Source organism: Kineococcus sp. G2 (genome assembly GCF_037154035.1).
GTDB lineage: Bacteria > Actinomycetota > Actinomycetes > Actinomycetales > Kineococcaceae > Kineococcus.
Map to the genome: position 1 here is coordinate 13,218 of NZ_JBBBEM010000056.1, position 26,267 is coordinate 39,484.

A 26,267-nucleotide genomic window follows, 5' to 3' on the forward strand; every position below is an offset into this window, starting at 1 on the left:
GAGGGGGTGTCCTGGATCACGCGGCGAGTCTAGGCGCCGTTGCGCGACCCCGCCGGGTGCCGCCGGGCGGCCTCCGCGGCGCGGGAGGGCGGCGCGGGGCGTTGACCCGCCGCGCGCGGCCTCCCTAGGCTCCGCGGGCCGCCGTGGACGTCCACGGCGCTCCCCCACGACCGCGAAGGAGCGTCCCGTGACGCCCCCTGCCCCCCTGCGCTGGGCCGTGCTCGGCCCCGGCACCATCGCCCGCCGCTTCGCCTCGCAGCTGCCCGCCTCCGGGGCGGGGGCGATCGTGGCCGTCGGCAGCTCCGCCGCCGAGCGCGCGCGTGCGTTCGCCGACGAGGCCGCCCCCGGCGCGCGCACCGGCACCCACGACGAGGTCATCGCCGCCGACGACGTCGACGCCGTGTACGTCGCCACCGTGCACACCGCGCACGCACCCCTGGCGATCGCCGCGCTGCGCGCCGGCAAGCACGTGCTGTGCGAGAAGCCGCTGGCACCCAACCACGGCAGCGTCATGGCCGTCGTGGACGCCGCGCGCACGAGCGGCCGCGTCCTGGTGGAGGCGTACATGTACGCCTTCCACCCGCAGCAGCGCGCCCTGCTGGAACTGGTGCGCTCCGGCGCCGTCGGCCGGGTGCTGCACGTCGACGCGAGCTTCTCCTTCGCCGCCTCCCCCACCGGCCGCCTGTTCGACGCGGACCTGGCCGGTGGCGGGATCCTCGACGTGGGCGGGTACCCGGTGACGATGGCGCGGGCCGTGGCCGGTGCCGCGCTGGGCCGCCCGGCGGTGCTGACCTCGCTGCGCGGCGGCGGGAGGGTCGGCGCCACCGGCGTGGACGAGTGGGCGGTGGCCGCCCTGGAGTTCGACGGCGGGATCACCGCCACCGTGCGCAGCGGGGTCCGGCTGGCGGAACCCCCGGCGGTGGCGGTGCACGGCACCGCCGGCTCGATCCACCTGGCCGACCCGTGGGCGATCGGGGCCGGCACGGGCATCGTGGTGCGCCGCGCCGGTGAGGCGGAGCAGGTGCTGACGTTCGGCGAGGAGACCGAGGGGCACCTGCCCTACGCCGCCGAGGCCGCCGCGGTGGCCCGGCTGGCGCAGGCCGCCGGGCGGGGCGGGGACGTCTCCGCCGGTGCCGCGGAGCACTCCCTGGACGACGCGCTGGCCACCTCGGCGGTGCTGGACCGCTGGCGGGCCGCGGTCGGCGTGCGCTACCCGTTCGAGCGCGACACCGCGCCGATCCCGCCGGTCTCCGGGCTGCCGCTGCGCGTCGGAAGCCCGAACCCCATGCGGTACGGGAAGATCGACGGGGTCGCGAAGCCGTTGTCCCGCATCGTGATGGGTGTCGACAACCAGCCCGACCTCGCCCACGCCTCCGCGCTGTTCGACGCGTTCTGGGAGGCGGGCGGCACGACGTTCGACACCTCCTGGTGGTACGGGCAGGGCCGCTACGAGAAGCTGCTGGGGCAGTGGCTGACGAACCGCGGCCTGCACGACGAGGCGGTGGTCGTCGCCAAGGGCGGCCACACCCCCGAGTGCACCCCGCAGGGCATGACGTGGCAGCTGCTGGAGTCGCTGGAGAACCAGCAGCGCGGCAGCGCCGAGCTGTACCTGCTGCACCGCGACAACCCCGACGTGCCGGTCGGCGAGTTCGTTGACGTGCTCAACGAGCACGCCGACGCCGGCCGCATCGGCGCCTTCGGGGTCTCCAACTGGTCCAGGGAGCGGTTCGACGAGGCGAACGCCTGGGCGGCGGCCAACGGCAAGCGGGGTCTCTGCGCGCTCAGCAACCACTTCGGCCTGGCGGAGGCGCTGGACGTCCCCTGGGCGGGGTGCGAGCACGTCACCGACGCCGCCTCCAAGCGCTGGCTGACCGAGCGGCAGGTGCCGCTGCTGCCGTGGTCCTCGCAGGCCCGCGGGTTCTTCGCCCGTGCCGACCCGGCGGACCGCCGCGACGCGGACCTGGTGCGCTGCTACTACAGCGACGCGAACTTCGAGCGCAAGCGCCGCGCGGAGGAGCTGGCGGAGCGGCTGGGGGTGCCGGCGACCGCGGTGGCGCTGGCGTTCGTGCTGGCCCAGCCGTTCCCCACGTTCCCGATCGTGGGGCCGCGCAGCGTCGAGGAGCTGCGCTCCTCGATCGCCGCGCTCGGCGTGGAGCTGGACGAGGCGCAGGTGGCCCGGCTGGACCTGCGCGAGGGCTGAGGCGAGAGCACCCCCGGCGCGGGGAGGGCCCCGGCGCACCGCGCGCCGGGGCCCCGTCCGCAGCGGGTCAGCGGCGGGTCAGCCCCAGCTCGCGCAGCGGCTCGCGGACCTCCTCGGCGCGCCACCCCAGGCGGCCCTCGGTCCACGTCGGCGCCGGCAGCAGCCGGCGGCCGACGAGCTGGTGCAGGGTCGCCACCTCCACGTCGTAGCGGTGGCTGACCTGCAGCAGGGTGAGCTCGTCCATCGGTGCCTCTCCTCACCCCGGTGCGCGGCGGCCCCGGGCGTGCGTGCCCGCGGACCGGACGGCCGGCGGGTCTGGGTGGCCTGGCGCGGGTGGCGGGACAGGCACCACGATGGTAACGGCTCGCTCACCCGCTGCCCGGTCCCCGGCGAGCGGCTCCCGGGTGGGCGCGGCTGCGCGCACCCGGCCGGAGGGCTCTCAGCGGTGGCGCGCCGCTGAGAGGACGAGGCAGCGGCGGTGTGACGGCCGGGAAACGACCCCGAAACACGGATGGGCTGTCCTGGGCGCATGGCGCCCGAACCCCCCACCGACCCCGCCCGGCGGACGGTGCGCACGTCCTGCTCCTACTGCGGCGTCGGCTGCGGGATCGTCCTGCGGGTCGGGACCGACCCGGCCACCGGCAGGCGGTTCGTGGCGGGCGTCACCGGCGACAGGGAGCACCCGGCCAACGCGGGGCGGTTGTGCACCAAGGGCGCCACCAGCGCGCGCTTCGCGGCGGCCGACGGCCGCCTGGAGCGCGCGCACGTGCGCCCCGAGCGCGGCGCCGCACCGGTGGCGGCCGACCTGCACGAGGTGGTCCGCAGCACCGCGGCGCGGCTGCGCGCGATCGTCGACGAGCACGGCCCGGACGCCGTGGCGCTGTACGTGTCCGGGCAGATGTCGCTGGAGGCGCAGTACCTGGCGACCAAGCTGGCCAAGGGCTACCTGCGCACGCGCCACCTGGAGTCGAACTCGCGGTTGTGCATGGCCAGCGCCGGCGCCGGCTACAAGTCCTCCCTGGGCGCCGACGGCCCCCCGGGTTCCTACGACGACTTCGACCACGCCGACGTCTTCCTCGTCACCGGCTCGAACACGGCCGACTGCCACCCGGTCCTCTTCCTGCGCATGGCCGACCGGTTGAAGGCGGGCGCGAAGCTCATCGTGGTGGACCCGCGACGCACCACCACCGCCGAGCGCGCCGACCTGTTCCTGCAGATCCGCCCGGGCACCGACCTGGCGCTGCTGAACGGGTTGCTGCACCTGCTGGTCGAGGACGGGCACGTCGACCGGGGCTTCATCGACCGGTGGACCGAGGGGTGGGACGCCGTCGAGGCGATGCTCGCCGACTACTCCCCCGCCGCCGTCAGCGCGATCACCGGTGTGGCGCAGGAGGACCTGCGCACCGCCGCACGCTGGATCGGCGAGGCCGGGAACTGGATGTCGTGCTGGACGATGGGGCTGAACCAGAGCACCCACGGCACGTGGAACACCAACGCCCTGTGCAACCTGCACCTGGCGACCGGTGCGATCGGCCGGCGCGGCAGCGGCCCGTTCTCCCTGACCGGGCAGCCGAACGCGATGGGCGGGCGGGAGATGGGGTACATGGGCCCGGGGCTGCCCGGGCAGCGCTCCGTGCTCGCCGAGGAGGACCGGGCGTTCGCGGAGGACGCCTGGGGCCTGCCGCGCGGCACGATCCGCACCGACGTGGGCACCGGCACGATCGACGTGTTCGAGCGCATGGCGAGCGGTGAGGTCAAGGCCTGCTGGATCGTCTGCACCAACCCCGTCGCCTCGGTCGCCAACCGCCGCACCGTCGTCGAGGGGCTCGAGGCCGCCGAGCTGGTGATCTGCCAGGACGTGTTCGCCGACACCGAGACGACCGGGTACGCCGACGTGCTGCTGCCGGCGGCGCTGTGGGCGGAGTCCACGTACGTCACCGTGAACTCCGAGCGCACCCTGACGCTGCTGCCGCAGGCCGTCGACGCCCCCGGCGACGCGCTCCCGGACTGGCAGCTCATCGCGATGGTCGCCACCGAGCTGGGGTACGGCGAGGCGTTCTCGTTCTCCTCCTCCGAGGAGGTCTTCGACGAGCTGCGCCGCTTCGCGAACCCGGCCACCGGCTACGACCTGCGCGGCATCGACTACGCCAAGCTGCGCGGGGGCCCGGCGCAGTGGCCCAGCCCGCCCGGCGACGAGGGCCGGCGCAACCCGGTCCGCTACCGCGACGGCGACGGGTTCCGCTTCGCGACCCCGGACGGGCGGGCGCGGTTCCACGCCCGCCCGCACCTGGACCCCGCCGAGGTGCCCGACGACGAGCACCCGTTCCTGCTGAACACCGGCCGCCTGCCGCACCAGTGGCACACCATGACCAAGACCGGCAAGGTGCCCGAGCTGACGAAGCTGAACCCCGGGCCGTTCCTGGAGCTGCACCCCGAGGACGCCGGCGCGCTCGGCGCCGCCGAGGGTGACCTCGTCGAGCTCGCCTCCCGCCGCGGCCGCGCCGTCCTGCCCGCCCGCGTCAGCGACCGGGTGCGCCCCGGCACGTGCTTCGCGCCGTTCCACTGGAACGACTCCCACGGCGAGTACCTGGCCGTCAACGCCGTGACGAACGACGCGGTGGACCCCGTCTCGTTCCAGCCGGAGTTCAAGGCCTGCGCGGTGCGCCTGACCCGGGTCGGCCCCCGCCCGGACGCCCCGGCGGCGCAGCGGGCCCCCGCGCCGGCCCTCCTCGCGGCACCGGGCGCACCCCCGCCGCTGGACGAGGTGCAGCGCACCTACCTCGACGGCCTGCTGTGGGGGCGGCGGCAGGAGGGGGTCACGGGTGTGCCGGTGCTGCCGCCGTCCGCGCCGTTCGGCACCCGCACCCGCGCGTGGGTGGACGGGGTGCTCGCGGGGATGTTCTCCCGCGCGCCGGAGCGCGCCGCCGGCGAGTCCGCCGCACGCTCCGTGACGGTGCTGTGGGCCTCGCAGACGGGCGGTGCGGAGCAGCGCGCCGCGGATCTCGCCGAGCAGCTGCGCGCCGGCGGTTTCACCGTGGACCTGCGCGGCATGGACACCGCCGACCCGGCCGCCGTGGCGGGGGCGGGGACCGTCCTGGTGGTGACCAGCACCTTCGGCGACGGCGACGCCCCCGACAACGGCGCGGCCCTGTGGTCGGCGCTGAGCGCCCCGGACGCGCCCCGGCTGGAGGCCACCCGCTTCGCCGTGCTGGCGATGGGCGACTCCAGCTACGACGACTTCTGCGGGCACGGCCGCCGGCTCGACGCGCGCCTGGCCGAGCTGGGCGCCGCCCGCCTCGCCGAGCGCGCCGACTGCGAACCGGGCGAGGACGAGAAGGCCGAGCGCTGGTTCCGCGCCGTCCTGGAGCGTCTGGGCCCGCCCGCGGCCGCCGCGCCCGGGCGCTCCGCGGTCCCCGCCCCGCGGGTGAGCACCGACCCCGTGGCCGGGCGCGAGCCGGCGCGCGGCGGCAGCCGGTGCACCCCGGTCAGCGCGCCGCTGGTGCGCAACGAGCGCCTGAACGCCCCCTCCTCCGACAAGGAGGTGCGCCGCTTCACCCTCGCCCTGCCCGAGGGCGTCACCTACCGCGCCGGCGACGCGCTGGGCGTGCTGGCCGCCAACGACGGGACCGAGGTGGAGGAGTTCCTGCGCGCCACCGGGCTGCCCGGCGACGGCGCGGTGCACCTGGAGGGCGTCGGGGAGACGAGCTGGCGCGAGGCCGCCACCCGGCACCTGGACCTGCGGCGGGCCGGCCCCGAGCTGCTGGGGCTGGTGGCGGCTCGCTCGCGCGGCGGGGAGCTGGGCGGCCTGCTCGCCCCCGAGCGGGCCGGGGAGCTGCGCACCTGGCTGCGCGGGCGCACGGTGGCCGAGCTCCTGGCCCGCTTCCCCGCGCGCGCCGAGCCCGAGGAGTGGACGGGCGCCCTCAAGCGGCTGCAGCCGCGCCAGTACTCCATCTCCTCCTCGCCGCTGGTGGACCCGCGCGAGGTGCAGCTGACGGTGGGCGTGGTGCGCTACGAGGTGGACGGCCGCGCGCGCGGCGGGGTGTGCTCGACGTTCCTCGCGGACCGCTGCCGCCCCGGCGAGGAGGTCCCGGTCTTCGTGCAGCCGACGGCGTCGTTCCGCCCGCCGTCCGACCCGGACGCGCCGATGGTCATGGTCGGCCCGGGCACGGGCGTGGCGCCGTTCCGCGCCTTCCTGCACGAGCGGCGGGCCCTGGGGCACACCGGCCGCAACTGGCTCTTCTTCGGCGAGCGCCGCTCGGCGAGCGACTACCACTACCGCGGCGAGCTGGAGGGGATGCGCGAGGACGGCCTGCTCACGCGCCTGACGCTGGCGTTCTCCCGCGACCAGGAGGAGAAGGTCTACGTGCAGGACCGCATGCTCCAGCACGGTGAGCAGCTGTGGGCGTGGCTGCAGGACGGCGCCTGCCTGTACGTGTGCGGCGACGCCTCGCGCATGGCGCGGGACGTCGACGCGGCGCTGCGCCGCGTCGTGCAGGTGCACGGCGGGATGGACGAGCAGGAGGCCTCGAACCACGTCAAGCAGCTCGCGGCCGACGGGCGGTACCTGCGCGACGTCTACTGACGGGCGGTGCGCCGGGCCTCACAGCCGCCGGGCGGCGGGGTGAGGACAACGTGTCGCCGGCGAAACACGGGTGAGCGCGACCGGTAACACGCCGTACCTACCTTCGGTGGCACGACACGACCCCAGCGAGGAGTCAGCACATGGCCGTCACGGAGGAGCACGACCCCGCGCTCGGCACCATCCCGCGCCCGCGTCCCGGCCGGTGGATCGACCACTACGACCCCGAGGACCGGGACCAGTGGGAGTCCGCGGGCCGCCCGACCGCCCGGCGCAACCTGCGGCTGTCGATCTTCGCGGAGTTCCTGGGCTTCTCCGTGTGGCAGCTGTGGACGATCGTCACCCCGTCGCTGAACGGCGCCGGCTTCAGCCTGAGCGCGAACCAGCAGTTCTGGCTGATCGCGATCCCGAACCTCGTGGGGGCCACGCTCCGCTTCCCGTACACCTTCGCGGTCCCGCGCTTCGGCGGGCGCAACTGGACGATCGTCTCCGCGCTGCTGCTGATCGTGCCGTGCGCCGGCCTGGTGGTCGTCGTGCAGAACCCGCAGACGCCCTTCTGGGTCATGGTGCTGGTAGCCGCGACCGCCGGTGTCGGTGGCGGGAACTTCGCCAGCAGCATGGCGAACATCTCGTTCTTCTTCCCGGAGCGGGAGAAGGGCGCCGCACTGGGCCTGAACGCCGCCGGTGGCAACCTCGGCGTCGCCGTCGTGCAGCTGGTCGTCCCGATCATCGTCGTCATCGGCGGTGGGCTGGCGCTGGAGCGGGCCGGGCTCGTCCTCATCCCCCTCGCCGTGCTGGCCGCGGTGCTGGCGTGGCGCTCGATGGACAACCTCTCCGCCGCGAAGGCCGACCTCGGCGGCTACGCCGCCGCGCTGCGCAACCGCCACACCTGGATCATCTCGTTCCTGTACATCGGCACCTTCGGCTCCTTCATCGGCTACGCCGGGGTGTTCCCCACGCTCATCAAGAACCAGTTCCCCGAGGTCTCCTTCGACTGGGGGTTCATCGGCCTGCCGGCGGTGCCGCTGACCCTGGCCTTCACCGGCGCCCTGGTGGGTTCCCTGGCCCGCCCGTACGGCGGCCGCCTGGCGGACAGGCTCTCCGGTGCGAGCGTGAGCATCGCCGCCTACGTCGTCATGGGCCTGGGGGCCCTGGGCGTCATCGCGGCGCTGAGCCTGGGCAGCTTCGCGCTGTTCTTCGGCTGCTTCCTCGTCCTCTTCGTCGCCAGCGGCATGGGCAACGGCTCGGTCTACCGGATGATCCCGGCGGTGTTCCGCGCCGGTGTCGCCCCCGGGGACGGTGCCGGGCTGCTGCTGGCCAAGCGCGAGGCCGCTGCGTGCATCGGCATCGCCGCCGGCATCGGTGCCTACGGCGGGTTCATCATCCCCCGGGTGTTCGCCACCTCGATCACGAGCACCGGCTCGCTGGCCCCGGCGCTGCTGGGGTTCATCGGCTTCTACGCGCTGTGCGCGGTGGTGACCGCCGCCGTCTACGTCCGCGGCCGGGCCACCCGGTTCGCCGGCACCACCGTCTGACCGCAGGCCACCGACGACACCTGACCGAGCGTCCCCACCCGCACCCCGGACCTCGAGGAGGACCCCGTGACCGCCACCACCACCCGCACCGACACCATCCCGCACCAGCGCAGCCGCAAGCGCCGGCTCGTCGTCGTCGGCAACGGCATGGCCGGCGCCCGCGCCGTCGAGGAGGTCCTCGAGCGCGGCGGCGCCGAGCAGTTCGACGTGACGGTCTTCGGGGCGGAGCCGTACGGCAACTACAACCGCATCATGCTCTCGCACGTCCTGACCGGTGAGGAGGAGGAGGACTCGATCTTCCTGAACTCCCTGCCGTGGTACACCGAGAACGGCATCGACCTGCGCGCCGGGGTCGCCGTGGAGAGGGTCGACACCGCCGCCCGGGTGGTCCACGACGCGCAGGGCGGCACCACCCCGTACGACGTGCTGGTCCTGGCGACGGGAGCCACGCCGTTCATCCCCTCGATGGACGGCCTGCACCGCGCGGACGGTTCCCTCCTGGACGGGGTGTTCGCGTTCCGCACCCTCGACGACACCCGGGCCCTGCTGGCCGCCGCGCGGCAGCACCGCCGCGCCGTCGTCATCGGCGGCGGTCTGCTCGGCCTGGAGGCCGCGTACGGCCTGGCCACCCACGGCGTGCAGGTCGACCTGGTGCACTCCCCGAAGCACCTGATGAACCAGCAGCTCGGCCCGGAGGCGGGGCGGGTGCTGCGCCGGTCCATCGAGGCGCTGGGCATCCGCGTCCACACCGGCGTGCGCACGAAGGGCGTGCGCGGCACGGACCGGGTCAGCGGCGTGGAGCTGCCCGACGGCGAGGTGCTCGACGCCGACCTGGTGGTCGTCGCCGCCGGGATCCGGCCGAACACGGAGGTCGCGCTGCGCTCCGGCCTGGAGGTCGAGCGCGGGGTGCTGGTGGACGACCGGATGCGTTGCGAGGGCGACGTCGGCGAGGTCTACGCGATCGGCGAGTGCGTGCAGCACCGCGGGGAGACGTACGGCCTCGTCGCGCCGCTGTGGGAGCAGGCCGGGGTCCTGGCCGACCACCTCACCGGAGCCGACCCCGACGCGGAGTACCACGGCTCGCGCACCGCCACGAAGCTCAAGGTCGCCGGCGTGGACGTCGTGCAGATGGGACTGCCCGGACCGGAGCGCGACGACGACGAGTTCGTCGTCTTCTCCGAGCCCCACCGTGGCGTGTACCTCAACGTGGTGATCCGCGAGGGGCGCCTGGTGGGCGCGACCCTGCTCGGGGACGTGCGCAAGACCGCGTTCCTGCAGCAGGCGTTCGACCAGGGCCTGCCGCTGCCCGAGGAGCGCACGTCCCTGTTGTTCGACCTGGGGACCCCGGGCGAGGAGGTGGGGGTCGCCGAGCTCGCCGACGGCGCGCAGGTCTGCAACTGCAACGGCGTCACCAAGGGGGCGATCGTCCAGGCCGTGGAGGGCGGCGCGACCTCGCTGAACGCCGTGATGGGCGCCACGAAGGCCGCCAAGGGCTGCGGTTCCTGCAAGTCCGCGGTGGAGCAGATCACCCAGTGGGCCGCCGGCGGGAACCTCACCGTCGACGAGTCCGCGAACTGGTACGTGCCGGGCGTTCCGATGGCGAAGCCGGAGCTCATGGCCGCCATCCGCGAACGTGGCCTGAAGTCCGTCTCGGCCGTCTTCCGCGAGCTGGCCCCGGGCGGCACCGAGGACGCCAAGTCGAAGATGGGCCTGACCTCGCTGCTGCGGATGATGTGGCCCGAGGGCATCGAGGAGGAGCGCGACGGGCGGTTCATCAACGACCGCGTCCACGCGAACATCCAGCGCGACGGCACGTTCTCCGTCGTGCCGCAGATGAAGGGCGGGGTCACCACCCCCGAGCAGCTGCGGAAGATCGCCGACGTGGCCGACAAGTACGACGTCGGCATGGTGAAGGTCACCGGCGGGCAGCGCATCGACCTGCTGGGCGTGAAGAAGGAGGACCTGCCGAGGGTGTGGAAGGACCTCGGCATGCCGTCGGGGTACGCCTACGGCAAGAGCGTGCGCACCGTGAAGACGTGCGTGGGCACCGACTTCTGCCGCTTCGGCCTGGGCGACTCCACGAAGCTCGGCATCGACCTGGAGACCAGGTTCCAGGGCATCGAGACCCCCGCCAAGCTCAAGCTCGGCGTGGTGGGCTGCCCGCGCAACTGCGCCGAGGCGTACGTGAAGGACATCGGCGTCGTCGCCGTCGGGGGCGGCAAGTGGGAGGTGCACGTCGGCGGCGCCGCGGGTGCCTCGGTGCGCAAGGCGGACCTGCTGGCGACGGTGGACTCCCCCGAGGAGGTCATCACCCTGGCGGGCCGGTTCATCCAGTTCTACCGCGAGTGGGGCAACTGGCTGGAGCGCACCTACGAGTTCGTGCCGCGCCTGGGCGTCGAGCGTGTCCGCGCGGTCCTCGTCGACGACAGCGACGGGATGGCGGCCGGCCTGGACGAGCGGATGCAGGCCACCGTGGACAACTACCGCGACCCGTGGCTGGAGGGCGAGCAGCCCGTCACCCCGGGGCAGTTCCGCCCCTCCCTGCCCCTGGTGGACCTGCCGCTGGTGCCGCGCCGCCCGGCCGGCGCTCCCGGTGGCCTCGCCCCCGAGGTCCACTCGAACTCGAACGCCGTCCCCTCGACCGCGGAGGTCTCCCGATGAGCGTCCCCACCCAGCGCGCGGTCCGGCACGACGTGTGCCCCCTGGACGAGCTGCCCGTCGGCGAGGGCCGCACCTACGTCGTCGGCGGTGAGCAGGTCGCGCTCTTCCGCCGCCGCAGCGGCAGGGTGAGCGCCGTGCAGGCCGCCTGCCCGCACGCCGGGGGCCCGCTGGCCGACGGGCAGATCGACGAGCGCGTCGTGGTCTGCCCGCTGCACCAGAACGCCTTCGACCTGGACACCGGCGAGTCCACCACCGGTGCCGCACCGGTTCGGGTGCACCCGTGCTCCGTGGGACCCGACGGCCGTGTCACGGTGGAGCTGTGACGGACGCGGGGCGGGTGCCGTACCCGCTGCACCTCGACCTCACCGGCCGCCGGGTGCTCGTGGCCGGCGGCGGGCCGGTGGCCGCGCGCCGGGCCGCGGACCTGGTGGCCGCGGGAGCCGACGTGCACGTGGTCGCCCCGGCGGTGTGCGAGGACCTGCGCGAGCTGCTGCCGCGGCTGACGTGGCACGAGCGCGAGGCCGTCGACGGAGACGTCGAGGGCGCGTGGCTGGTGCACACCGCCACGGGCGACCCCGCCACCGACGCCGCGCTGGCCGGTGCGGCGCAGGAGCGGCGCACCTGGTGCGTACGCGCCGACGACGCGGCGGCGTCCGCGGCCTGGACCCCCGCGGTGGTGCACCGCGACGGCCCCGCGGGTCCCGTCACCGTCTCGGTCTCCGCCGGCCGCGACCCGCGCCGGGCGCGGGCGCTGAAGGAGGCCCTCGCCCGGTGGCTGGACGCCGGCGCAGCGCCCCTGCGCCGCGAGCGCGTCCCCGGCCGGCCCGGGCGCGTCACGCTCGTGGGCGGCGGCCCGGGCGAGGTGGACCTGATGACCCTGCGCGGCCGGCGGCGCCTGGCCGAGGCCGACCTCGTCGTCGTCGACCGCCTCGCTCCCACGGGCGTGCTCGCCGAGCTCGGCGAGGAGGTGGAGGTCGTGGACGTGGGCAAGACGCCCGACCACCACCCGGTCCCGCAGGAGGAGATCAACCGCCTGCTCGTCGAGGCGGCCCGCACCGGGCGGCACGTGGTCCGGCTCAAGGGTGGCGACGGGTACGTGCTGGGCCGCGGCGGCGAGGAGGTCCTCGCCTGCCGCGCGGCCGGCGTGGAGGTGGAGGTCGTGCCCGGCGTCACCAGCGCCTTCGCGGTGCCCGCCGCCGCCGGCATCCCCGTCACCCACCGCGGCCTGGCGCGCTCCGTCACCGTCCTGACCGGCCACGACGCCCCGGACCACGCGTCCCTGGCCCGCCTCGAGGGCACCCTGGTGGTCCTCATGGGCGTGTCGACCCTGCCGGAGCTGACCGCGGGCCTGATCGCCCACGGCAAGGACCCCGCCACCCCGGTGGCCGTGGTGGAACGGGGCTGGACGCCGCACCAGCGCACGACCACCGCCCCGCTGGACCGCATCGCCGCCGTGGCCGCCGAGCGCGGCGTGCGCTCCCCCGCCGTGGTCGTCGTGGGGGCCGTCGTCGACCTGGCCGCCACCGTCGGGGAGGTCGCCTCCGCGCGGCCGTCCACCTCCGCCGGCCTCGCGGGTCCGGGGGAGCTCGTGGCGCCGCCCGGCGCCGTCGCCTACTGTCCGGGAGCGTGAACGAGATGCCGGCCGCGCCGAGCGCGACCCAGGTCCCCGCGGCGCGCGGCGCCACCGCGGGAACCTCGCCGTCGTCGCAGCTGCTCGGGGTGACGATCGGCGTCACCAGCGACCGGCGCTCCGACGACATGGTCGCCACGTTCACCCGCAAGGGGGCCCGCGTCGTGCACGCGCCCACCATGCGCATCGTGCCGCTGGCCGAGGACGAGCAGCTGGTCGCCGACACCCGCGACGTCGTCGCCGACCCGCCCGACGACGTGCTCGTCACCACCGGCATCGGGTTGCGCGGCTGGGTGGAGGCGGCCGACGCCGCCGGCCTGGCCGACGACCTGCTCGCCGTCCTCGGCCGGGCGCGCATCCTGGCGCGCGGGCCGAAGGCCACCGGCGCGGTGCGCGCCAACGGGCTGCGGGAGGCGTGGTCGGCGGCGTCGGAGCAGACCGCCGAGGCGGTGCAGCACATGGTCGACGAGGGCGTGGCGGGCCGCTCGATCGTCGTGCAGCTGCACGGCGCCGCCGACGAGCACCAGCTCGAGCCCCTCGTCGCCGCCGGCGCCCGGGTGCGCGGCGTCGCGGTGTACCGCTGGCTGCCGCCGGCGGAGCCGGACGCGGTGCAGCGCCTGGTGGAGCTGATCGCCGCCGGCCGGCTGGACGCGGTGACGTTCACCAGCGCCCCGGGTGCCGTGGCGCTGCTCGAGGCGGCCGAGCGGGCCGGGCGGCGCGAGGACGTCGTGCGGGCCTTCGGCAGCGGTGTCGTGGCCTGCGCGGTCGGCGACGTCACCGCCGAGCCGCTGCGCGCCGCGGGCGTCGAGCCGCTGGTGCCGGAGCGCTGGCGGCTGGGTGCGCTGCTGCGCACCCTGACCGAGCACCTGGCGGCGAACCCCCTGGACCGCGTGCTCACCGCGCACGGGGAGCTGGTGCTGCGCGCGCAGGCGGCCGTCCTGGACGGGAGGGTCCTCGAGCTCGCCCCCGGGCCGCTGGCGGTCCTGCGGCGGCTGGCCGACGCCCGCGGGGCCGTCGTGACCCGCGAGGAGCTGCTCGCCGAGCTGCCGGGCGCGCAGGACGCGCACGCGGTGGAGGTGACCGTGGCGCGGTTGCGCGGCGGCCTGCCCACCGGCGACCTGGTCCGCACGCTCGTCAAGCGCGGGTACCGCCTGGACGTCCTGGAGACCGCGTGACCAGCCCCGCTCCCACCACCGCTCCCTCGGAGGGGGCGCCCGTCCTCGTCGCGTGCTCGCACGGCACCCGCTCGGAGACCGGCCGCCGCACGGTGGACGCGCTGCGCGCCGCCGTGGCCGCGGCCCGGCCCGACCTGGACGTGCGCGCCGCGCACGTCGACGTCCACGGCCCGGAGCTGCCCGACGTGGTCGGCGAGCTCAGCGCCGCCGGTCGCCGCGGCGTCGTGGTGCCGCTGCTGCTGTCCAGCGGGTACCACGTGCGCGTCGACATCGCCGACGCCGTGGCCGCCGGCGGCGGGCTGGCCGTGGCGGCGGCCGCCCTCGGGCCGGGGCCGGAGGTCACCGACGTGGTGCTGCAACGGCTCGGCGAGGCGCTCGGCGAGGACCCGGCGACGTTCGACGGCGCCGTCGTGCTCGCTGCCGCGGGCTCCTCCGACGCCGTCGCGCAGGCCGACGTGCGCACCGCCGCCGACCTGCTGGCCGCGCGGCTGCGCGCACCGGTGACCTGCGGGTTCCTCTCCGCGCAGGAACCGGCGGTCGCGGACGCGGTGGCCGCCGCCCGTGCGGCGGGGGCGCGGCGGGTGGCGGTGGCGAGCTACCTGCTGGCGCCCGGGGTGTTCTCCCGGCGGCTGGCCGACGCCGGCGCCGACGCGGTGGCCGAGCCGATGGGACCGCACCCGCTGCTGGTCGACCTCGTGGTGCGCAGGTACGAGGCGGCCGCAGCGGTGGCGACCCCGTGAGCGACGGCTCACCGCCCACCGACCGGGCGCGGTGGGCGGCCGCCTCGCGCCTCTGGCACGCCGCCGTGGCCGTGGCCGTGGCGGCGGCCCTGCTCGTGCAGGTCGTGCTGACGCTGAGCGGGGACGGGGGCGCCGGGCTGCTGCGGTGGCTCAGCTACTTCACCGTCCAGAGCAACCTGCTGGTGCTGGCCGCCGCGGCGACGCTGGCGGTGCGCCCGGACCGCGACGGGCGCGGCTGGCGGGTGCTGCGCCTGGACGCGCTGCTGGGCATCGCCATCACCGGCGTGGTGTACGCGACCCTGCTCGCCCCCGGCGTGCAGCCGACGGGGGTCGACCGGTGGATCGACGCCGTCGAGCACTACGCCGCCCCCGTCGCGACGCTGGCCGGGTGGGCGCTGTTCGGGCCGCGGCCCCGCCTGGACCGGCGCACGCTGCTGCTGGCGTTCGCGTGGCCGCTGGCGTGGGTGGGGTGGACGTTCGCGCACGGCGCGGTCACCGGCTGGTACCCGTACCCGTTCCTCGACGCGGCGGCGGTCGGGTACCCGGCCGCGCTGGCGGCCACGGGGACGGTGCTCGCGGCCGGCGTCCTGCTGGCCGCGCTGCTGCGCGCGGTGGAACCCCGCCTGCCGCGCCGTCCCTGACCCCTGGCTGCGCTGCGCGCAGCAGCGGTCACCGGCCGGTGCGCGGGCACCCCAGGGAGCGCAGGCCGGCGACGAGGACGTCCAGCAGCGTCTCGACGCTGCGGTCGGGGTCGTCGGGCAGCCGGAAACCCCCCTGCGCCTGCAGCACCACGAACCCGTGGACGGCCGCGCGCACCGTCCGCACGGCGTCCACGTGCCGCTCGGGGGGCAGGCCGAAACCGTCCAGGACGCCGGTGAACACGCCCACGAGCCCGCTCGCCGCGGCGGCCAGTTCGGGGGTTCCCGCGCCCGCCGCGTCGACCTGGGCCGCGGCGTACAGCCCGGGCCGCTCGACGGCGAACGCCCGCACCGCGTGCGCCAGGGCCCGCAGCGCCTCCTCCCCCGTCCGCCCTCCGGCGGCCGCCGTGCACGCGCGGGTCAGTTCCCGCACGGCCACCAGCGTCACCTCGGCCCGCAGGTCCGCGAGCGAGCCGACGTGCTTGTAGAGGCCGGGGGTGCTCACGCCCGCCCGGGCTGCCACGGCCGCCAGCGACAGCTCCGCCGGCCCGGTCCACGACCCGGCCACCAGGTCGACGGCCAGGGCGACCACGGCCTCGCGCGAAAGGCCCGCCCTAGGCACCGGCGGGACCCACCGCGCCGGCACCGGGGGACGCGACCGCGGGGTGCACCCGCCGCAGGAACTCCACGACGCGGGGGGCCACGAGGTCGGGGCGCTGCGCGTGCGGGTAGTGCCCGGCCTCCGGCACGAGGAACGCCTCGGACGGCAACTGCCGCGCCATCCACGACAGCTCCGCCGCGGGATCGGGGTAGTCCGGGTCCAGAGCACCGACGACGAGGAGGGCGGGGGCGCTGACGGCGGGCAGGGCGGGCGGGACGACCGAGTGGTCCAGCGACACCGCCAGCCGGCGGAACTGCGCCAGCCTCGCGGGGTCCCTGAACGAGGCCCGCAGCTCACCCAGGTGCTCGCCCAGCCACGGCGCGGTGCGTCCCCGGTTGAGCCGGGCGTAGAACGCCGTCCAGGCGCGCGCCCCCCAGGGCCGGGCCAGGGCGAGGCGGAAGGTGTTGCGCACCAGCGGGTCCGCCCACCGCGGCCCGGTGGGACGCAGGAACGGGCAGATCAGCACGAGGCCGGCGACGAGGTCGGGGCGCTGCGCGGCGGCGAGGACGGCGGCCGAGGCGCTCATCGAGTTCCCCACGAGGACCGCGGGCTCTCCCGCCTCCTCCAGCAGCGCGACGAGGTCTGCGGCGGTGGCCTCGTCGCCGTGCTCGCGGAACGTCGTGTCCGAGGCGCCGTGGCCGCGAAGGTCGGTGAGCACGAGCCGGAACCCGGCCTCCACGACCGGTCCGGCCAGGTCGCGGTAGGAACCGGTGAGGTCGCCCATGCCGGGCACGGCGACGACGAGCGGGCCGGCGCCGGAACTCCTGAGGGCGATCCGGCCGCCGGGGCGGTGGAGGAACTCGGTGGGGGTCACGACCACGAAGTTAATGCCATTAACCTCAGGTGTCCAGGGGCGTTCGCCGGCTCGCGGGGTCGGGGCGAGCGCACCGCGGCGACCACGCGCCCGCGACCACCCGGCGTGCCTCACCGCACGACGTTCAGCCACCCCTGTCCCGCGAGCCGGCGGCGCACCTGCTCGCGCAGCAGCCGCACCATGCGCGGCCGGAAGGCGCTGGTGTTCCCGCCGACGTGCGGGGTGACGAGGACTCCGGGGGTCCGCCAGAGCTCGTGGTCGGCCGGCAGGGGTTCGGGGTCGGTGACGTCGAGCGCGGCGGTGAGCCGGCCGGTGCGCACCTCGGCGAGCAGGGCGGCGGTGTCGACGACCGGACCGCGGGCGACGTTGACGAGCAGCGCCCCGTCGGGCATCGCGGCCAGGAACCCCGCGTCCACCAGGCCCCGGGTCGCCTCCGTCAGCGGGCACGCCAGCACCACCACGTCGTGCCCGGGCAGCAGCGCGGGCAGGTCGGACGCGGCGCGCACGGGCACGCCGTCCTGGACGCGGGCGCGGGAGGCCACGGCGGTGACCTCCACCTCGAAGGGTGCCAGCCGGGCGGCCACGGCACGGCCCACGCCGCCGAACCCGACGACGAGGACGCGGCGGTCCGCCAGGGCGCTGCGGCGCGACGGCGCCCAGCGGCCCTCGCCCATGGCGCGCGCGTCGTCGTCGACGCCCCGCAGCCGGGCGATGGCGAGCGCCACGGCGAGCTCGGCGGTGGACGCCTCGTGCACGCCCGCCGCGTTCAGCAGGGCGATCCGCTCCGGCAGCTGCTGCGGCACCCCGTCGAAGCCGATGGTCATCAGCTGCACCGCCTCCACCGCCGGGCGGTCCGCCACGGCGCGCAGGTCGGGGGTGGCGACGTACGGGGGCACGACGAGCGCGGGCGCGGGATCGGGCGGGGCGCCGGTGCCGTCCCACACGAGCAGGCGCGCACCGTCCAGCGGGCCGACGGCGCGCACCCAGGACGGCGAGGGCACGCTGACGAGGAGGGGCTCGGGGGCGCTCACGCGGGCACGCTACCGACGGGGCCGTGCACGCCGGTGCGGCGCGGGTGACGATGGGGGCATGCGCCCGACGACGCACCGCCGCGCGGCCCGGCCGGCCGGGGTCCTGTCCGTCCTGCTGCTGGTCGCGGCGTGCGGCGGGGCGGACGGGGGCGGGCGAACCCCCGCCACCGCTCCGGCGGGGACGCCGAGCACCCCGGCGGCGAGCACCCCGGCGGCGAGCACCCCGGCGGCGAGCACCCCGGGCGGCGCGTCCACCCCGCCCGCAGCCGCGGGCGTCCCGGGCACGCCGGTGGACGTGACCACCGGCCTGGACGTGCCGTGGGGGCTGGCGGTCCTGCCGGACGGGACGGCGCTGGTGACGCTGCGGGACGAGGCCCGCGTGGTGCGCACGGGCCCGGGCGTGCTGGCCCGGGTGGCCGCCACGGGTCAGGACGGCCGGGTGGACGGGGTGGTCCCCGACGGGGAGGGTGGCCTGCTGGGGATCGCGCTGTCCCCGGGGTTCGCGCAGGACGGGCAGGTGTACCTGTTCCTCACCACCCGCGACGACAACCGGGTGGTGCGGTACTCGTACGCGGACGACCGGCTCAGCGATCCGCGGCCGGTCCTGACCGGGATCCCGAAGAACTCCACCCACAACGGCGGCCGGATCGCGTTCGGGCCGGACGGGATGCTGTACGTGGGCACCGGCGACGCGCAGGACCGCGCGGCGGCGCAGGACCCGCGCTCGCTGGCGGGGAAGGTGCTGCGCGTCGCACCGGACGGTTCGGTCCCGCCGGACAACCCGTTCGAGGGCTCGCCGACGTGGTCGTACGGGCACCGCAACCCGCAGGGTTTCGCCTGGGACTCCACCGGCCGGCTCATCGCCTCGGAGTTCGGTCAGGACACCTACGACGAGCTGAACGTCATCCGTCCCGGCGGGAACTACGGCTGGCCGGTGGTGGAGGGCCCCGGTGACGGCGGGGGCCGGTTCGTCGCTCCGGTGCAGACGTGGGCGACGGCGGAGGCGTCCCCCAGCGGGGTGGCGGTGACGTCCGACGCGGTCCTCGTCGCCGGGTTGCGCGGCGAGCGGTTGTGGCGGGTGCCGCTGACCCCGGAGGGACCCACCGGGACCCCGGAGGCGTACCTGCAGGGTGCGCTGGGTCGGCTGCGCAGCGTCGAGGTGGGGCCGGACGGCTCGCTGTGGGTGCTGACGTCGAACACGTTCCGCGGTGAGCCGCGGGCGGGCGACGACCGCCTGGTCAGCGTGCCGCTGACCTGACGCGGAGCACGGCGGTCCCCGGGTGCCGGGCGGCGCCCCCGGCCGTAGCGTGCGGGCGCCGACACCCGACCCGGAGGACCGACGTGGACCTGACCCCCGAGCTGCTCGACCTGCTGCGAGCGCCGAGCACCTGCTACCTGGCCACGACGATGCCGGACGGGTCGCCGCAGCTGACGCAGACGTGGGTGGACACCGACGGCGAGCACGTCGTCGTCAACACCGTGCAGGGGTTCCAGAAGACGCGGAACGTCGAGCGCGACCCGCGCGTGGCCCTGACCGTGTCCGACCCGGCGAACCCGACCCGCTACGTCGCGGTGCGCGGCCGCGTGGTGGACACCACCACCGAGGGCGGCGCCGAGCACATCGAGGAGCTGTCGCGGAAGTACACCGGCGGCCCCTACCCCTGGTACGGGGGGCGCGACCAGGTGCGCGTGGTGCTGCGCATCGCGGTCGACCGGGTGCACGCGATGGGGTGAGGCAGGTGCGCCCCGGCGGCGCCGAAGTTCCACAAAACTTCTTGTACAACGTTCCTCGCAGGACCTAGCCTCCTCGCGTGGCCCCCCCGCGCACCGTGCAGCTCACCGACCCCGCGGCCATGCGCGTGCTCGCGCACCCCACCCGGCTGCGGCTGCTCAGCGAGCTGCGCACGTCCGGCCCGGCCAGCGTGGGGGCGCTGGCGCGCGCCGTCGACGAGGCGCCCGGCTCGGTCAGCTACCACCTCGGCCGCCTGGCGGAGGTGGGGTTCGTCGAGGAGGCCGCCGAGCACGCCCGCGACCGCCGCGAGCGCTGGTGGCGCGCCACCGCCGAGCTGACGCACCTGGACCCGGCCGCCGACCGCGCCGACCCCGAGCGCGACGCCGCCTCCACCGCGCTGCGCCGGCAGATCGTCCGCCACCTCGCGCGGGAGGTGGAGTCCCACCTCGAGGCCGAGCACGCGCTGCCGGCGGAGTGGGTGGCCGCCGGCACGCAGGGCGACTGGGTGTGGCACCTGACCGCCGCCGAGCTGGCGGAGTTCACCGCGCAGCTGGAGGCGCTGTGCGCCGCCTGGCAGGAGCGCTCCGACGCCGCCCGGGACAACGCCCGCGACGGCGCCCGCCCGGTCCGGGTCATCTGCTCGGCGTTCCCCCGCCCCCCGGCGGGACCGTGAGGCCCCGCGCCCGGCTGGGTTGCGTCCTGGCCGCGCACACGGCCAGTTCCGCCGGCAACACCGCCACGGCGATCGCGGTGCCGCTGCACGTGCTGCAGACGACCGGCAGCACCGCCCTGGTCGGCGTCGCCGCCGCCGTGGCGCTGGTGCCCGTGGTGCTCGGCGGGGTGTTCGGCGGGGTCCTGGTGGACCGCGTCGGGTACCGGCGCACCAGCGTCGCCAGCGACCTGGTCGGCGCGGTCACCATCGCCCTGGTGCCGCTGCTGGACGCCACCGCCGGCCTGCCGTTCGGGGTGCTGCTGGTGCTGCTGTTCGCCACCGGGCTGCTGGACACCCCCGGGCAGGCGGCGCGGCACGCGCTGCTGCCGGAGCTCTCGGCGGAGGCGGGCGTCGCGCTGGACCGGGCGACGGGGTGGATGGACGCCGCCGAGCGGCTGGCGCGCCTGCTGGGCGCCCCCCTCGCCGGGGCGCTGGTGGGCCTGACCGGTGCGCTCACGGTGCTCGCGCTGGACGCGGTGACGTTCCTGGCCTCCGCGCTGCTCGTCGCGGTCGGCGCTCCCGCGGTCGCCCGCGCGGTGCGGGCGCGCACGGGGTACTGGCGGGAGCTGGCCGAGGGCCTGGCGTTCGTGCGCGGCGACCGCCTGCTGCGCGCGGTGGTGCTCCTGGTGGCGTGCACGAACGCCTTCGACGCCGCGTTCAGCTCCGTGGTGCTGCCGGTGGTGGCGCGCGAGCGCTTCGGCGGCGGCCCGGCGCTGGGGCTGCTCGTGGGCACGTTCGGCGCCGGCGCGGTGCTCGGGGCGCTGGCCTACGGCGCCGTGGGCACCCGTTTCCCCCGGCGCGCCGTGTTCGCGGTGGCGTTCCTGCTGGTGGGGGCACCGCGCTTCCTCGTGCTGGCCGCCGACCCCGGTCTGGCCGTCGCGGTGGTGACGATGGTGCTCACCGGGGTGGCCGCGGGGGCGATCAACCCGGTGCTCGGGGCGGCCGAGCTGGAGCGGGTGCCGCCGCACGCGCGCGCCCGCGTGGCCGGCGTCGTCGGGGCCGGTGCCTGGGCGGCGATGCCGATCGGCCAGCTCGGCACCGGCGTGGCGCTGGAGCACGCAGCGCTGCCGGTCGTGCTGCTCGCGCTGGGCGGGGCGTACCTGCTGGTGACGCTGTGGCCGTTCGGCTCGGCGACCTGGGCGGAGCTGGACCGCGCCCCCGACGCCGCGGCCTCCCCCACCTCCCCGTGATCTCGCACGCGTGAACGTTCACGCGCGCGAGATCACGGAGGGGGTGGGGGAGGTCGGGTGAGGACCCCGTGGGGCCGGAGCGCTCACCGCGAGGGGTGCGAGCAGGTCGTGGCACGGTGGGCCGGGCGGCCACCGGCGCCGCGGACGGGAGGACGGGTGTTCGAGCACGTCGGTGAACTGGTCGCGGAGCACGCCGGGGCCCGGTGGGTCCTGCTGGCGGTGCTCGCCCTGTCGGCCCTGGACGCGTTCGTCCCCCCGCTGCCCAGCGAGTCCGTCGTCATCGCCCTGGCGGCGGTCTCCGCCGACACCGGCGCTCCGCACCCGGTGCTGCTGGGCCTGTGCGCGATGGTCGGGGCGTTCTGCGGCGACAACCTCACCTACGCCCTGGGGCGGCACTCCTCGCTGCGGCGCCGGATCGCGGGGCACCCGCGGCTCGATCGCGCGTTCGCGCGCGCCGAGCGCGAACTGGACCGCCGCGGCGCGTTCGCGGTCCTGGCCGCCCGGTACGTGCCGGTGGGCCGCACCGCCGTGAACCTCACCGCCGGTGCCGCCCGGTTCCCCCGGCGGCGGTTCGTGGGCCTGTCGGCGCTGGCGGCGCTGACGTGGGCGGGGTACTCCGTGCTCATCGGCACCCTCGCCGGTCAGTGGGTGGAGTCGACACCGCTGGCCGGTGCGCTCCTCGGCATCGCGATCGCCCTGGTGCTGGGGTTCGCCGTGGACACCGTGCTGCAGAAGGTGCTGCGCCCGCGCGCCCGGGTCTGAACCGGGGAGCGCGGGCGCGCGGAACGAGCGGTCAGCGGGTCACCAGGACGTCTCCCCCGGCGGCAGCACGGCCAGTTCCGGCACCACGCTGTCCGGCCAGGTCGCGAACACCGTCATCAGCGCCCGCGCCACCGTGGCGGGCTGCTGCAGCTTCGTCAGGTCCGCGTCGGGGAAGCGGTCGGTGACGAAGGGCGTGGCCATCCCGCCGGGGATCAGGCCGGTGACGCCCACGCCGATCGAGCCGTGCCGCTGCTTGCAGTCGCGCTGCGCCTCCTTGAACAGGGCGGCGGTGTAGGCGCGCAGGCCGTGCTTGCTGGCCGCGTACGCCGACGCCTCCGTCCACACGCGCCGCGCGGCCGTGGAGAGGGTGTTCACCACGTAGCCGTGGTTGCGCTCCAGCATCGCCGGGTAGACGTTCGCCACCAGGTACATCGGGCCGAGCAGGTTCGTGGCCACCACGCGCTGCGCCTGCTCGGGGGTCTGGTGCTCGATCGGGGTGCACACGTCGAAACCGGCGTTGTTGACCAGCACGCCCACCGGCCCGTCCTGGTCCCGGACGGACGCCACGGCCGCCTGCACCGCCACCGGGTCGCCGACGTCCAGCACCAGGGGCGCCGCGGAACCGCCGGCGTCGGCGATCGCGGCGACCGTGCCGTCGGCGGCCTCCTGCCGCACGTCGCTGACCCAGACCTTCGCACCGGCCGCGGCCAGCTCCTTCGCGATCGCCGCGCCGAGCCCGCTCCCCGCACCGGTGACCAGCGCCACCTCACCCTTCAGCTCCATGCCCCGAACCTAGGGGGAGGTCCACGGACGGGCGAACGCGGCCGTCCCGGGCACCCGCCGGCCGGGCAGCGCTCGCTACCCTCCCTGCCACCGACGCACACCGGGAGGACCCGTGGCACCCGCGAGCCCGGCGCGTCCCGGGGCCCTCGCGCACCCGCGCCGCCGGTGGGCGGCCGCGGGCGTGCGCACGCGTTCCAGCGCCGCGGCCGTGCTGGTGCTCGCGCTGCTGATCGCCACCGCGGGCACCGCCGGGCTGCTGGTGCTGCGCGGCTCCCTGCTGGACACGGTGGCGACCTCCGCGACCGTGCAGGCGCGGCTCGTGCGGGCGGCGGTGAGCCCGGGAGCGCTCGACGGGAGCGACCCGGCGGCCCGCGAGCGCCTGGACGCGCTGGTGGGCGCCGACGACGAGCGGGGCACGCACGTGCAGGTGGTCGCCGACGGGGAGGTCGTCACCGCCAGCCGGGCGCTGGCCGGGCTCGCACCGCTCTCCTCCGCCGTCCCCGGGGTCGGGCGGACGCGGGTGCGGGAGCGGTCCCTGCCGCAGCTGGGCGACGACGAGCGCTGGCTGGTGGCCGTGGTGGGTGCGGACGCGGACGGGCAGCGGTACACCGTCGTGGTCGCCGAGAGCACCGCGGGCGCGCAGCGGACGCTGCGCACCGCGGCCCTGCTGGTCGCCGTCGGCGGGGCGCTGCTGCTCGTGGCGGTGGGGGTCGCCACGCACGTGTTCGTGGGCCGCTCGCTGCGCCCGGTGGAGGCGATCCGCCGCACGGTCGACGGCATCACCTCCGCGGACCTGGCCGGTCGCGTCCCCGTCCCGCCGGGCGACGACGAGGTGTCCCGGCTGGCGCGGACGATGAACGAGATGCTGGGGCGGTTGCAGGCCGCCCAGCGGGCGCAGCGGCGGTTCGTCGCCGACGCCAGCCACGAGCTGCGCAGTCCCGTGGCGACGCTGCGGGCGGCCGCCGAGGTGCAGCGCCTGCACCCGGGGGCGACCGGGCCGGTGGAGTTCGCCGCCCTGGTGGACGGTGAGGCGGTCCGCCTGGAGCGCCTGGTGGCCGACCTGCTGCTGCTGGCCCGCGCCGACGAGGGCGCGGCGGTGCCGGTGCGCGCGGAGGTGGACGTGGACGAGCTGCTGGAGTCGGAGGGCGCCCGGCTGCGCGCCAGCACGGCGCTGGAGGTGGTGGTGCGCACCGCACCGGCCCGCGTCCTGGGCGACGCCGGGCAGCTCGGCCGCGCGGTGCGCAACCTCACCGACAACGCCGCCCGGCACGCGCGCGGCCGGGTCGAGCTGGGGGTGCGCGCCGACGGGCCGGAGGCCGTGGTGACGGTCGCCGACGACGGCGCCGGCGTGGCGGAGGGCGAGCGCGAACGGGTGTTCGACCGGTTCGTCCGGTTGCAGGACAGCCGCGACCGCGCCTCCGGCGGCACCGGCCTGGGCCTGGCGATCGTCGCCGGGACGGTCACCGCGCACGGCGGCTCGGTGCGCTGCACCGCACCGGCCGGCGGGAGCGGGGCGCTGTTCGAGGTGCGTCTGCCGCTGGCCCCGCACCCCGAGGACGGATCCGGGGACGACCCCGGGGTGCGGAGCCGGTGACGAGGCGGGGAGCGCGCCGGCGGCGCCTCAGCCGCCGTCGGCGGCGAGCCGGTAACCGGCGCCGCGCAGCGTCTGGATCGCCGCGCGCCCGAAGGGGACGTCGATCTTGCGGCGCAGGTAGCGCACGTACACCTCCACGACGTTCGGGTCGGTGCACGCCAGCGGGTCCCACACGGCGTCGAGGATGCGCGCCTTGCTGACGACCTCGTCGCGGTGGCGCATCAGGTGGTGCAGGAGCGCGAACTCCCGCGCGGTCAGCTCGATCGGCACGTCGCCGCGGTGCACGCGCCGGCTGGTGGGGTCCAGGCGCAGGTCGCCCGCGGTCAGCTCCACGGGGCGCTCGGGGGCGCCGCGGCGCACCAGCGCGCGCAGGTGCGCCACCAGCACGGGGAAGGAGAACGGCTTGCCGAGGAAGTCGTCCGCGCCCAGGTCCAGGGCGTCGACCTGGTCGTACTCGCCGTCCTTGGCGCTCAGCACGAGCACGGGCGTCCACACGCCGGCCGCGCGCAGGTCGCGGCACACCTCGTAGCCGTTGCGCAGCGGCAGCATGAGGTCCAGGACGAGCACGTCGTAGTCGAGCTCCCGGGCGCGCCAGAAGCCCTCGTGCCCGTCGTGGGCGACGTCCACCGAGAAACCCTCGGCGGTCAGTCCCCGGCGCAGCGTCTCGGCGAGGACGGTCTCGTCCTCGACCACCAGCACCCTCACGGCACCCGCCCCGCCCCCACGGCGGCAGCGTAGGTGCGCGGCCGGGGTGCGGGCGGCCCCACCACCCGGACGGGTGCACGCGGCCACCAGCGCGGCCACGGGCCGGGGGTCGGCGCTCAGGCCAGCGCGAGACCGGCGCCGACGGTGAGCGCGGTGGCCAGCGCGCCGAGGAGCAGGCCGCGGCGGGGCGAGGCCGCCACCAGCGGCGAGGAGCGCAGCGGCCGCTCCACGAGGCGGGCGGTCACCAGCGCGGGCACCACCGCCAGCAGCTCCACCGCCAGCAGCACCCGCCACGAGGTGGTGCCGAGCACCTCGGCGGCGAGCACCACCGCGGGAACGTGCCACAGGTACCAGACGTAGGACAGCCGCCCGCAGGCCCGCACCGGCCGCAGGGACAGCACCCGCGCCACCGACCCGCGCGCCGCGCCGCAGGTGCCGGAGGCGATGAGGGCGACGGTGGCGAGGGTGGGCAGCAGGGCGATGCCGCCCGGGTACGGCAGCCGGGTGACGGTGACGGCGCTGACGGCGAGCACCAGGGCCCCGGCCCAGCCGACGGCGCGCAGCACCGCGGCACCCCCGCCCGCCCCGCACCGGGTCGCGACGAGGGGGGCGGCCAGGGCCAGCAGGCCCCCGGCGCCGAACTGCCACGCCCGCGTGAGCGTGCTCAGGTACCCGAACAGCTCGGCGCGCGCGGTGAGGACGACGCAGGCCGCCAGCGACAGGGCGCTGAGCACCGCCAGGGCGAGCGCCAGGTCCCGGCGCAGCCGGCCGGGACGAGCCCGGCGCACGACCAGCAGCACCAGCAGCGGCCACACGAGGTAGAACTGCTCCTCCACCGCCAGCGACCAGTAGTGCTTCAGCGGGCTGTGCGCGACCTCCTCCCCCAGCTCGTGCGAACCGAACGACAGCAGCCACCAGTTCGCGACCTGCGCGCCCGCGGCGACCGCGTCCCGGGCGATCGCGGAGACCCGGTCGGGCAACAGCACCAGCGCACCCAGCAGGGTCGCCAGGACCACCACGGCGGCGCTGGGCAGGATGCGCCGCGCGCGGCGCGCGTAGAAGTCGCGCAGCGACACGCCCCCGGTGGGGGGGGGGGGGGGGGGGGGGGGGGGGGGGGGGGGGGGG

Annotated in this window: 22 protein-coding genes; 15 read left to right on the plus strand and 7 right to left on the minus strand. The window is 76.5% G+C overall.

Features of this window, described 5'->3' with window-relative positions; all coding sequences use genetic code 11:
• Positions 1-187: 187 nt before the first annotated feature.
• Positions 188-2,200 (plus strand): aldo/keto reductase, encoded by a 2,013-nt coding sequence (locus V9U69_RS09850; RefSeq protein WP_337061545.1) that lies wholly within the window; start codon positions 188-190, stop codon positions 2,198-2,200.
• Between the two features lie 67 nt (positions 2,201-2,267).
• Here the strand turns inward: V9U69_RS09850 and V9U69_RS09855 are convergent, their stop codons facing one another.
• Entirely contained in the window at positions 2,268-2,444 is a 177-nt protein-coding gene (locus tag V9U69_RS09855; RefSeq protein WP_337061547.1) for a hypothetical protein, read from the minus strand.
• 285 nt (positions 2,445-2,729) lie between these two features.
• Between V9U69_RS09855 and V9U69_RS09860 the strand changes: the two genes are divergently transcribed.
• From V9U69_RS09860 to V9U69_RS09895, 8 genes are all read left to right on the plus strand, one after another.
• Positions 2,730-6,782 (plus strand): bifunctional nitrate reductase/sulfite reductase flavoprotein subunit alpha, encoded by a 4,053-nt coding sequence (locus tag V9U69_RS09860; RefSeq protein WP_337061548.1) that lies wholly within the window; start codon positions 2,730-2,732, stop codon positions 6,780-6,782.
• Between the two features lie 140 nt (positions 6,783-6,922).
• Complete coding sequence (locus tag V9U69_RS09865) at positions 6,923-8,314, plus strand: nitrate/nitrite transporter (protein ID WP_337061549.1); 1,392 nt, start codon at positions 6,923-6,925, stop codon at positions 8,312-8,314.
• A 66-nt stretch (positions 8,315-8,380) separates the two neighbouring features.
• A complete protein-coding gene (nirB, locus tag V9U69_RS09870; protein ID WP_337061550.1) occupies positions 8,381-10,975 on the plus strand; it encodes a nitrite reductase large subunit NirB in 2,595 nt (864 codons plus the stop codon).
• Positions 10,972-11,298 carry a Rieske (2Fe-2S) protein gene (locus V9U69_RS09875; RefSeq protein WP_337061551.1) on the plus strand — a complete coding sequence of 109 codons (327 nt, stop codon included), beginning with the start codon at positions 10,972-10,974 and terminating at the stop codon, positions 11,296-11,298. Before nirB ends, V9U69_RS09875 begins: the two co-directional genes overlap by 4 nt.
• Entirely contained in the window at positions 11,295-12,605 is a 1,311-nt protein-coding gene (cobA, locus tag V9U69_RS09880) for a uroporphyrinogen-III C-methyltransferase (protein WP_337061553.1), read from the plus strand. Before V9U69_RS09875 ends, cobA begins: the two co-directional genes overlap by 4 nt.
• Positions 12,606-12,610: 5 nt before the next feature.
• The gene (locus V9U69_RS09885; protein ID WP_337061571.1) at positions 12,611-13,780 is read left to right on the plus strand and encodes a uroporphyrinogen-III synthase; all 1,170 of its coding nucleotides are present in this window, start codon (positions 12,611-12,613) and stop codon (positions 13,778-13,780) included.
• Positions 13,777-14,520: a sirohydrochlorin chelatase gene (locus tag V9U69_RS09890; protein ID WP_337061554.1), complete on the plus strand. Its 744-nt coding sequence runs from the start codon at positions 13,777-13,779 to the stop codon at positions 14,518-14,520. The genes V9U69_RS09885 and V9U69_RS09890 overlap by 4 nt, the downstream gene beginning before the upstream one ends.
• Positions 14,517-15,161, plus strand: a complete 645-nt coding sequence (locus tag V9U69_RS09895; RefSeq protein WP_337061556.1) for a Pr6Pr family membrane protein — start codon at positions 14,517-14,519, stop codon at positions 15,159-15,161. The genes V9U69_RS09890 and V9U69_RS09895 overlap by 4 nt, the downstream gene beginning before the upstream one ends.
• Positions 15,162-15,189: 28 nt before the next feature.
• Here V9U69_RS09895 and V9U69_RS09900 read toward each other — a convergent pair whose 3' ends face one another.
• From V9U69_RS09900 to V9U69_RS09910, 3 genes are all read right to left on the minus strand, one after another.
• Complete coding sequence (locus V9U69_RS09900; RefSeq protein ID WP_337061557.1) at positions 15,190-15,780, minus strand: TetR/AcrR family transcriptional regulator; 591 nt, start codon at positions 15,778-15,780, stop codon at positions 15,190-15,192.
• Entirely contained in the window at positions 15,773-16,633 is an 861-nt protein-coding gene (locus tag V9U69_RS09905) for an alpha/beta fold hydrolase (RefSeq protein ID WP_337061558.1), read from the minus strand. The genes V9U69_RS09900 and V9U69_RS09905 overlap by 8 nt, the downstream gene beginning before the upstream one ends.
• A gap of 110 nt (positions 16,634-16,743) precedes the next feature.
• Positions 16,744-17,664, minus strand: coding sequence for a 2-hydroxyacid dehydrogenase (locus tag V9U69_RS09910; protein ID WP_337061559.1), 921 nt, complete (start codon positions 17,662-17,664; stop codon positions 16,744-16,746).
• A gap of 58 nt (positions 17,665-17,722) precedes the next feature.
• Between V9U69_RS09910 and V9U69_RS09915 the strand changes: the two genes are divergently transcribed.
• From V9U69_RS09915 to V9U69_RS09935, 5 genes are all read left to right on the plus strand, one after another.
• Complete coding sequence (locus V9U69_RS09915) at positions 17,723-18,922, plus strand: PQQ-dependent sugar dehydrogenase (protein WP_337061560.1); 1,200 nt, start codon at positions 17,723-17,725, stop codon at positions 18,920-18,922.
• A gap of 83 nt (positions 18,923-19,005) precedes the next feature.
• The gene (locus tag V9U69_RS09920; protein ID WP_337061561.1) at positions 19,006-19,398 is read left to right on the plus strand and encodes a PPOX class F420-dependent oxidoreductase; all 393 of its coding nucleotides are present in this window, start codon (positions 19,006-19,008) and stop codon (positions 19,396-19,398) included.
• Positions 19,399-19,475: 77 nt separating this feature from the next.
• The gene (locus tag V9U69_RS09925; protein ID WP_337061562.1) at positions 19,476-20,069 is read left to right on the plus strand and encodes a winged helix-turn-helix domain-containing protein; all 594 of its coding nucleotides are present in this window, start codon (positions 19,476-19,478) and stop codon (positions 20,067-20,069) included.
• Positions 20,066-21,298: an MFS transporter gene (locus V9U69_RS09930; RefSeq protein WP_337061563.1), complete on the plus strand. Its 1,233-nt coding sequence runs from the start codon at positions 20,066-20,068 to the stop codon at positions 21,296-21,298. The genes V9U69_RS09925 and V9U69_RS09930 overlap by 4 nt, the downstream gene beginning before the upstream one ends.
• A gap of 156 nt (positions 21,299-21,454) precedes the next feature.
• A complete protein-coding gene (locus tag V9U69_RS09935) occupies positions 21,455-22,060 on the plus strand; it encodes a DedA family protein (RefSeq protein ID WP_337061564.1) in 606 nt (201 codons plus the stop codon).
• A 39-nt stretch (positions 22,061-22,099) separates the two neighbouring features.
• Here the strand turns inward: V9U69_RS09935 and V9U69_RS09940 are convergent, their stop codons facing one another.
• Complete coding sequence (locus V9U69_RS09940; RefSeq protein WP_337061565.1) at positions 22,100-22,843, minus strand: SDR family oxidoreductase; 744 nt, start codon at positions 22,841-22,843, stop codon at positions 22,100-22,102.
• A gap of 112 nt (positions 22,844-22,955) precedes the next feature.
• Here V9U69_RS09940 and V9U69_RS09945 point away from each other — a divergent pair, with 112 nt between their 5' ends.
• Positions 22,956-24,437, plus strand: coding sequence for a sensor histidine kinase (locus V9U69_RS09945; RefSeq protein WP_337061566.1), 1,482 nt, complete (start codon positions 22,956-22,958; stop codon positions 24,435-24,437).
• 27 nt (positions 24,438-24,464) lie between these two features.
• Here the strand turns inward: V9U69_RS09945 and V9U69_RS09950 are convergent, their stop codons facing one another.
• Complete coding sequence (locus V9U69_RS09950) at positions 24,465-25,142, minus strand: response regulator transcription factor (protein WP_337061567.1); 678 nt, start codon at positions 25,140-25,142, stop codon at positions 24,465-24,467.
• A gap of 116 nt (positions 25,143-25,258) precedes the next feature.
• Positions 25,259-26,218 carry an acyltransferase family protein gene (locus V9U69_RS09955; RefSeq protein WP_337061568.1) on the minus strand — a complete coding sequence of 320 codons (960 nt, stop codon included), beginning with the start codon at positions 26,216-26,218 and terminating at the stop codon, positions 25,259-25,261.
• Between the last annotated feature and the right edge of the window lie 49 nt (positions 26,219-26,267).

Bases quoted from the DNA above. Each gene is read 5' to 3' on its own strand.
- V9U69_RS09855 (WP_337061547.1), bottom strand. From the start codon at position 2,444: ATGGACGAGCTCACCCTGCTGCAGGTCAGCCACCGCTACGACGTGGAG.
- V9U69_RS09860 (WP_337061548.1), top strand. From the start codon at position 2,730: ATGGCGCCCGAACCCCCCACCGACCCCGCCCGGCGGACGGTGCGCACG.
- V9U69_RS09865 (WP_337061549.1), top strand. From the start codon at position 6,923: ATGGCCGTCACGGAGGAGCACGACCCCGCGCTCGGCACCATCCCGCGC.
- V9U69_RS09875 (WP_337061551.1), top strand. From the start codon at position 10,972: ATGAGCGTCCCCACCCAGCGCGCGGTCCGGCACGACGTGTGCCCCCTG.
- V9U69_RS09885 (WP_337061571.1), top strand. From the start codon at position 12,611: ATGCCGGCCGCGCCGAGCGCGACCCAGGTCCCCGCGGCGCGCGGCGCC.
- V9U69_RS09915 (WP_337061560.1), top strand. From the start codon at position 17,723: ATGCGCCCGACGACGCACCGCCGCGCGGCCCGGCCGGCCGGGGTCCTG.
- V9U69_RS09940 (WP_337061565.1), bottom strand. From the start codon at position 22,843: ATGGAGCTGAAGGGTGAGGTGGCGCTGGTCACCGGTGCGGGGAGCGGG.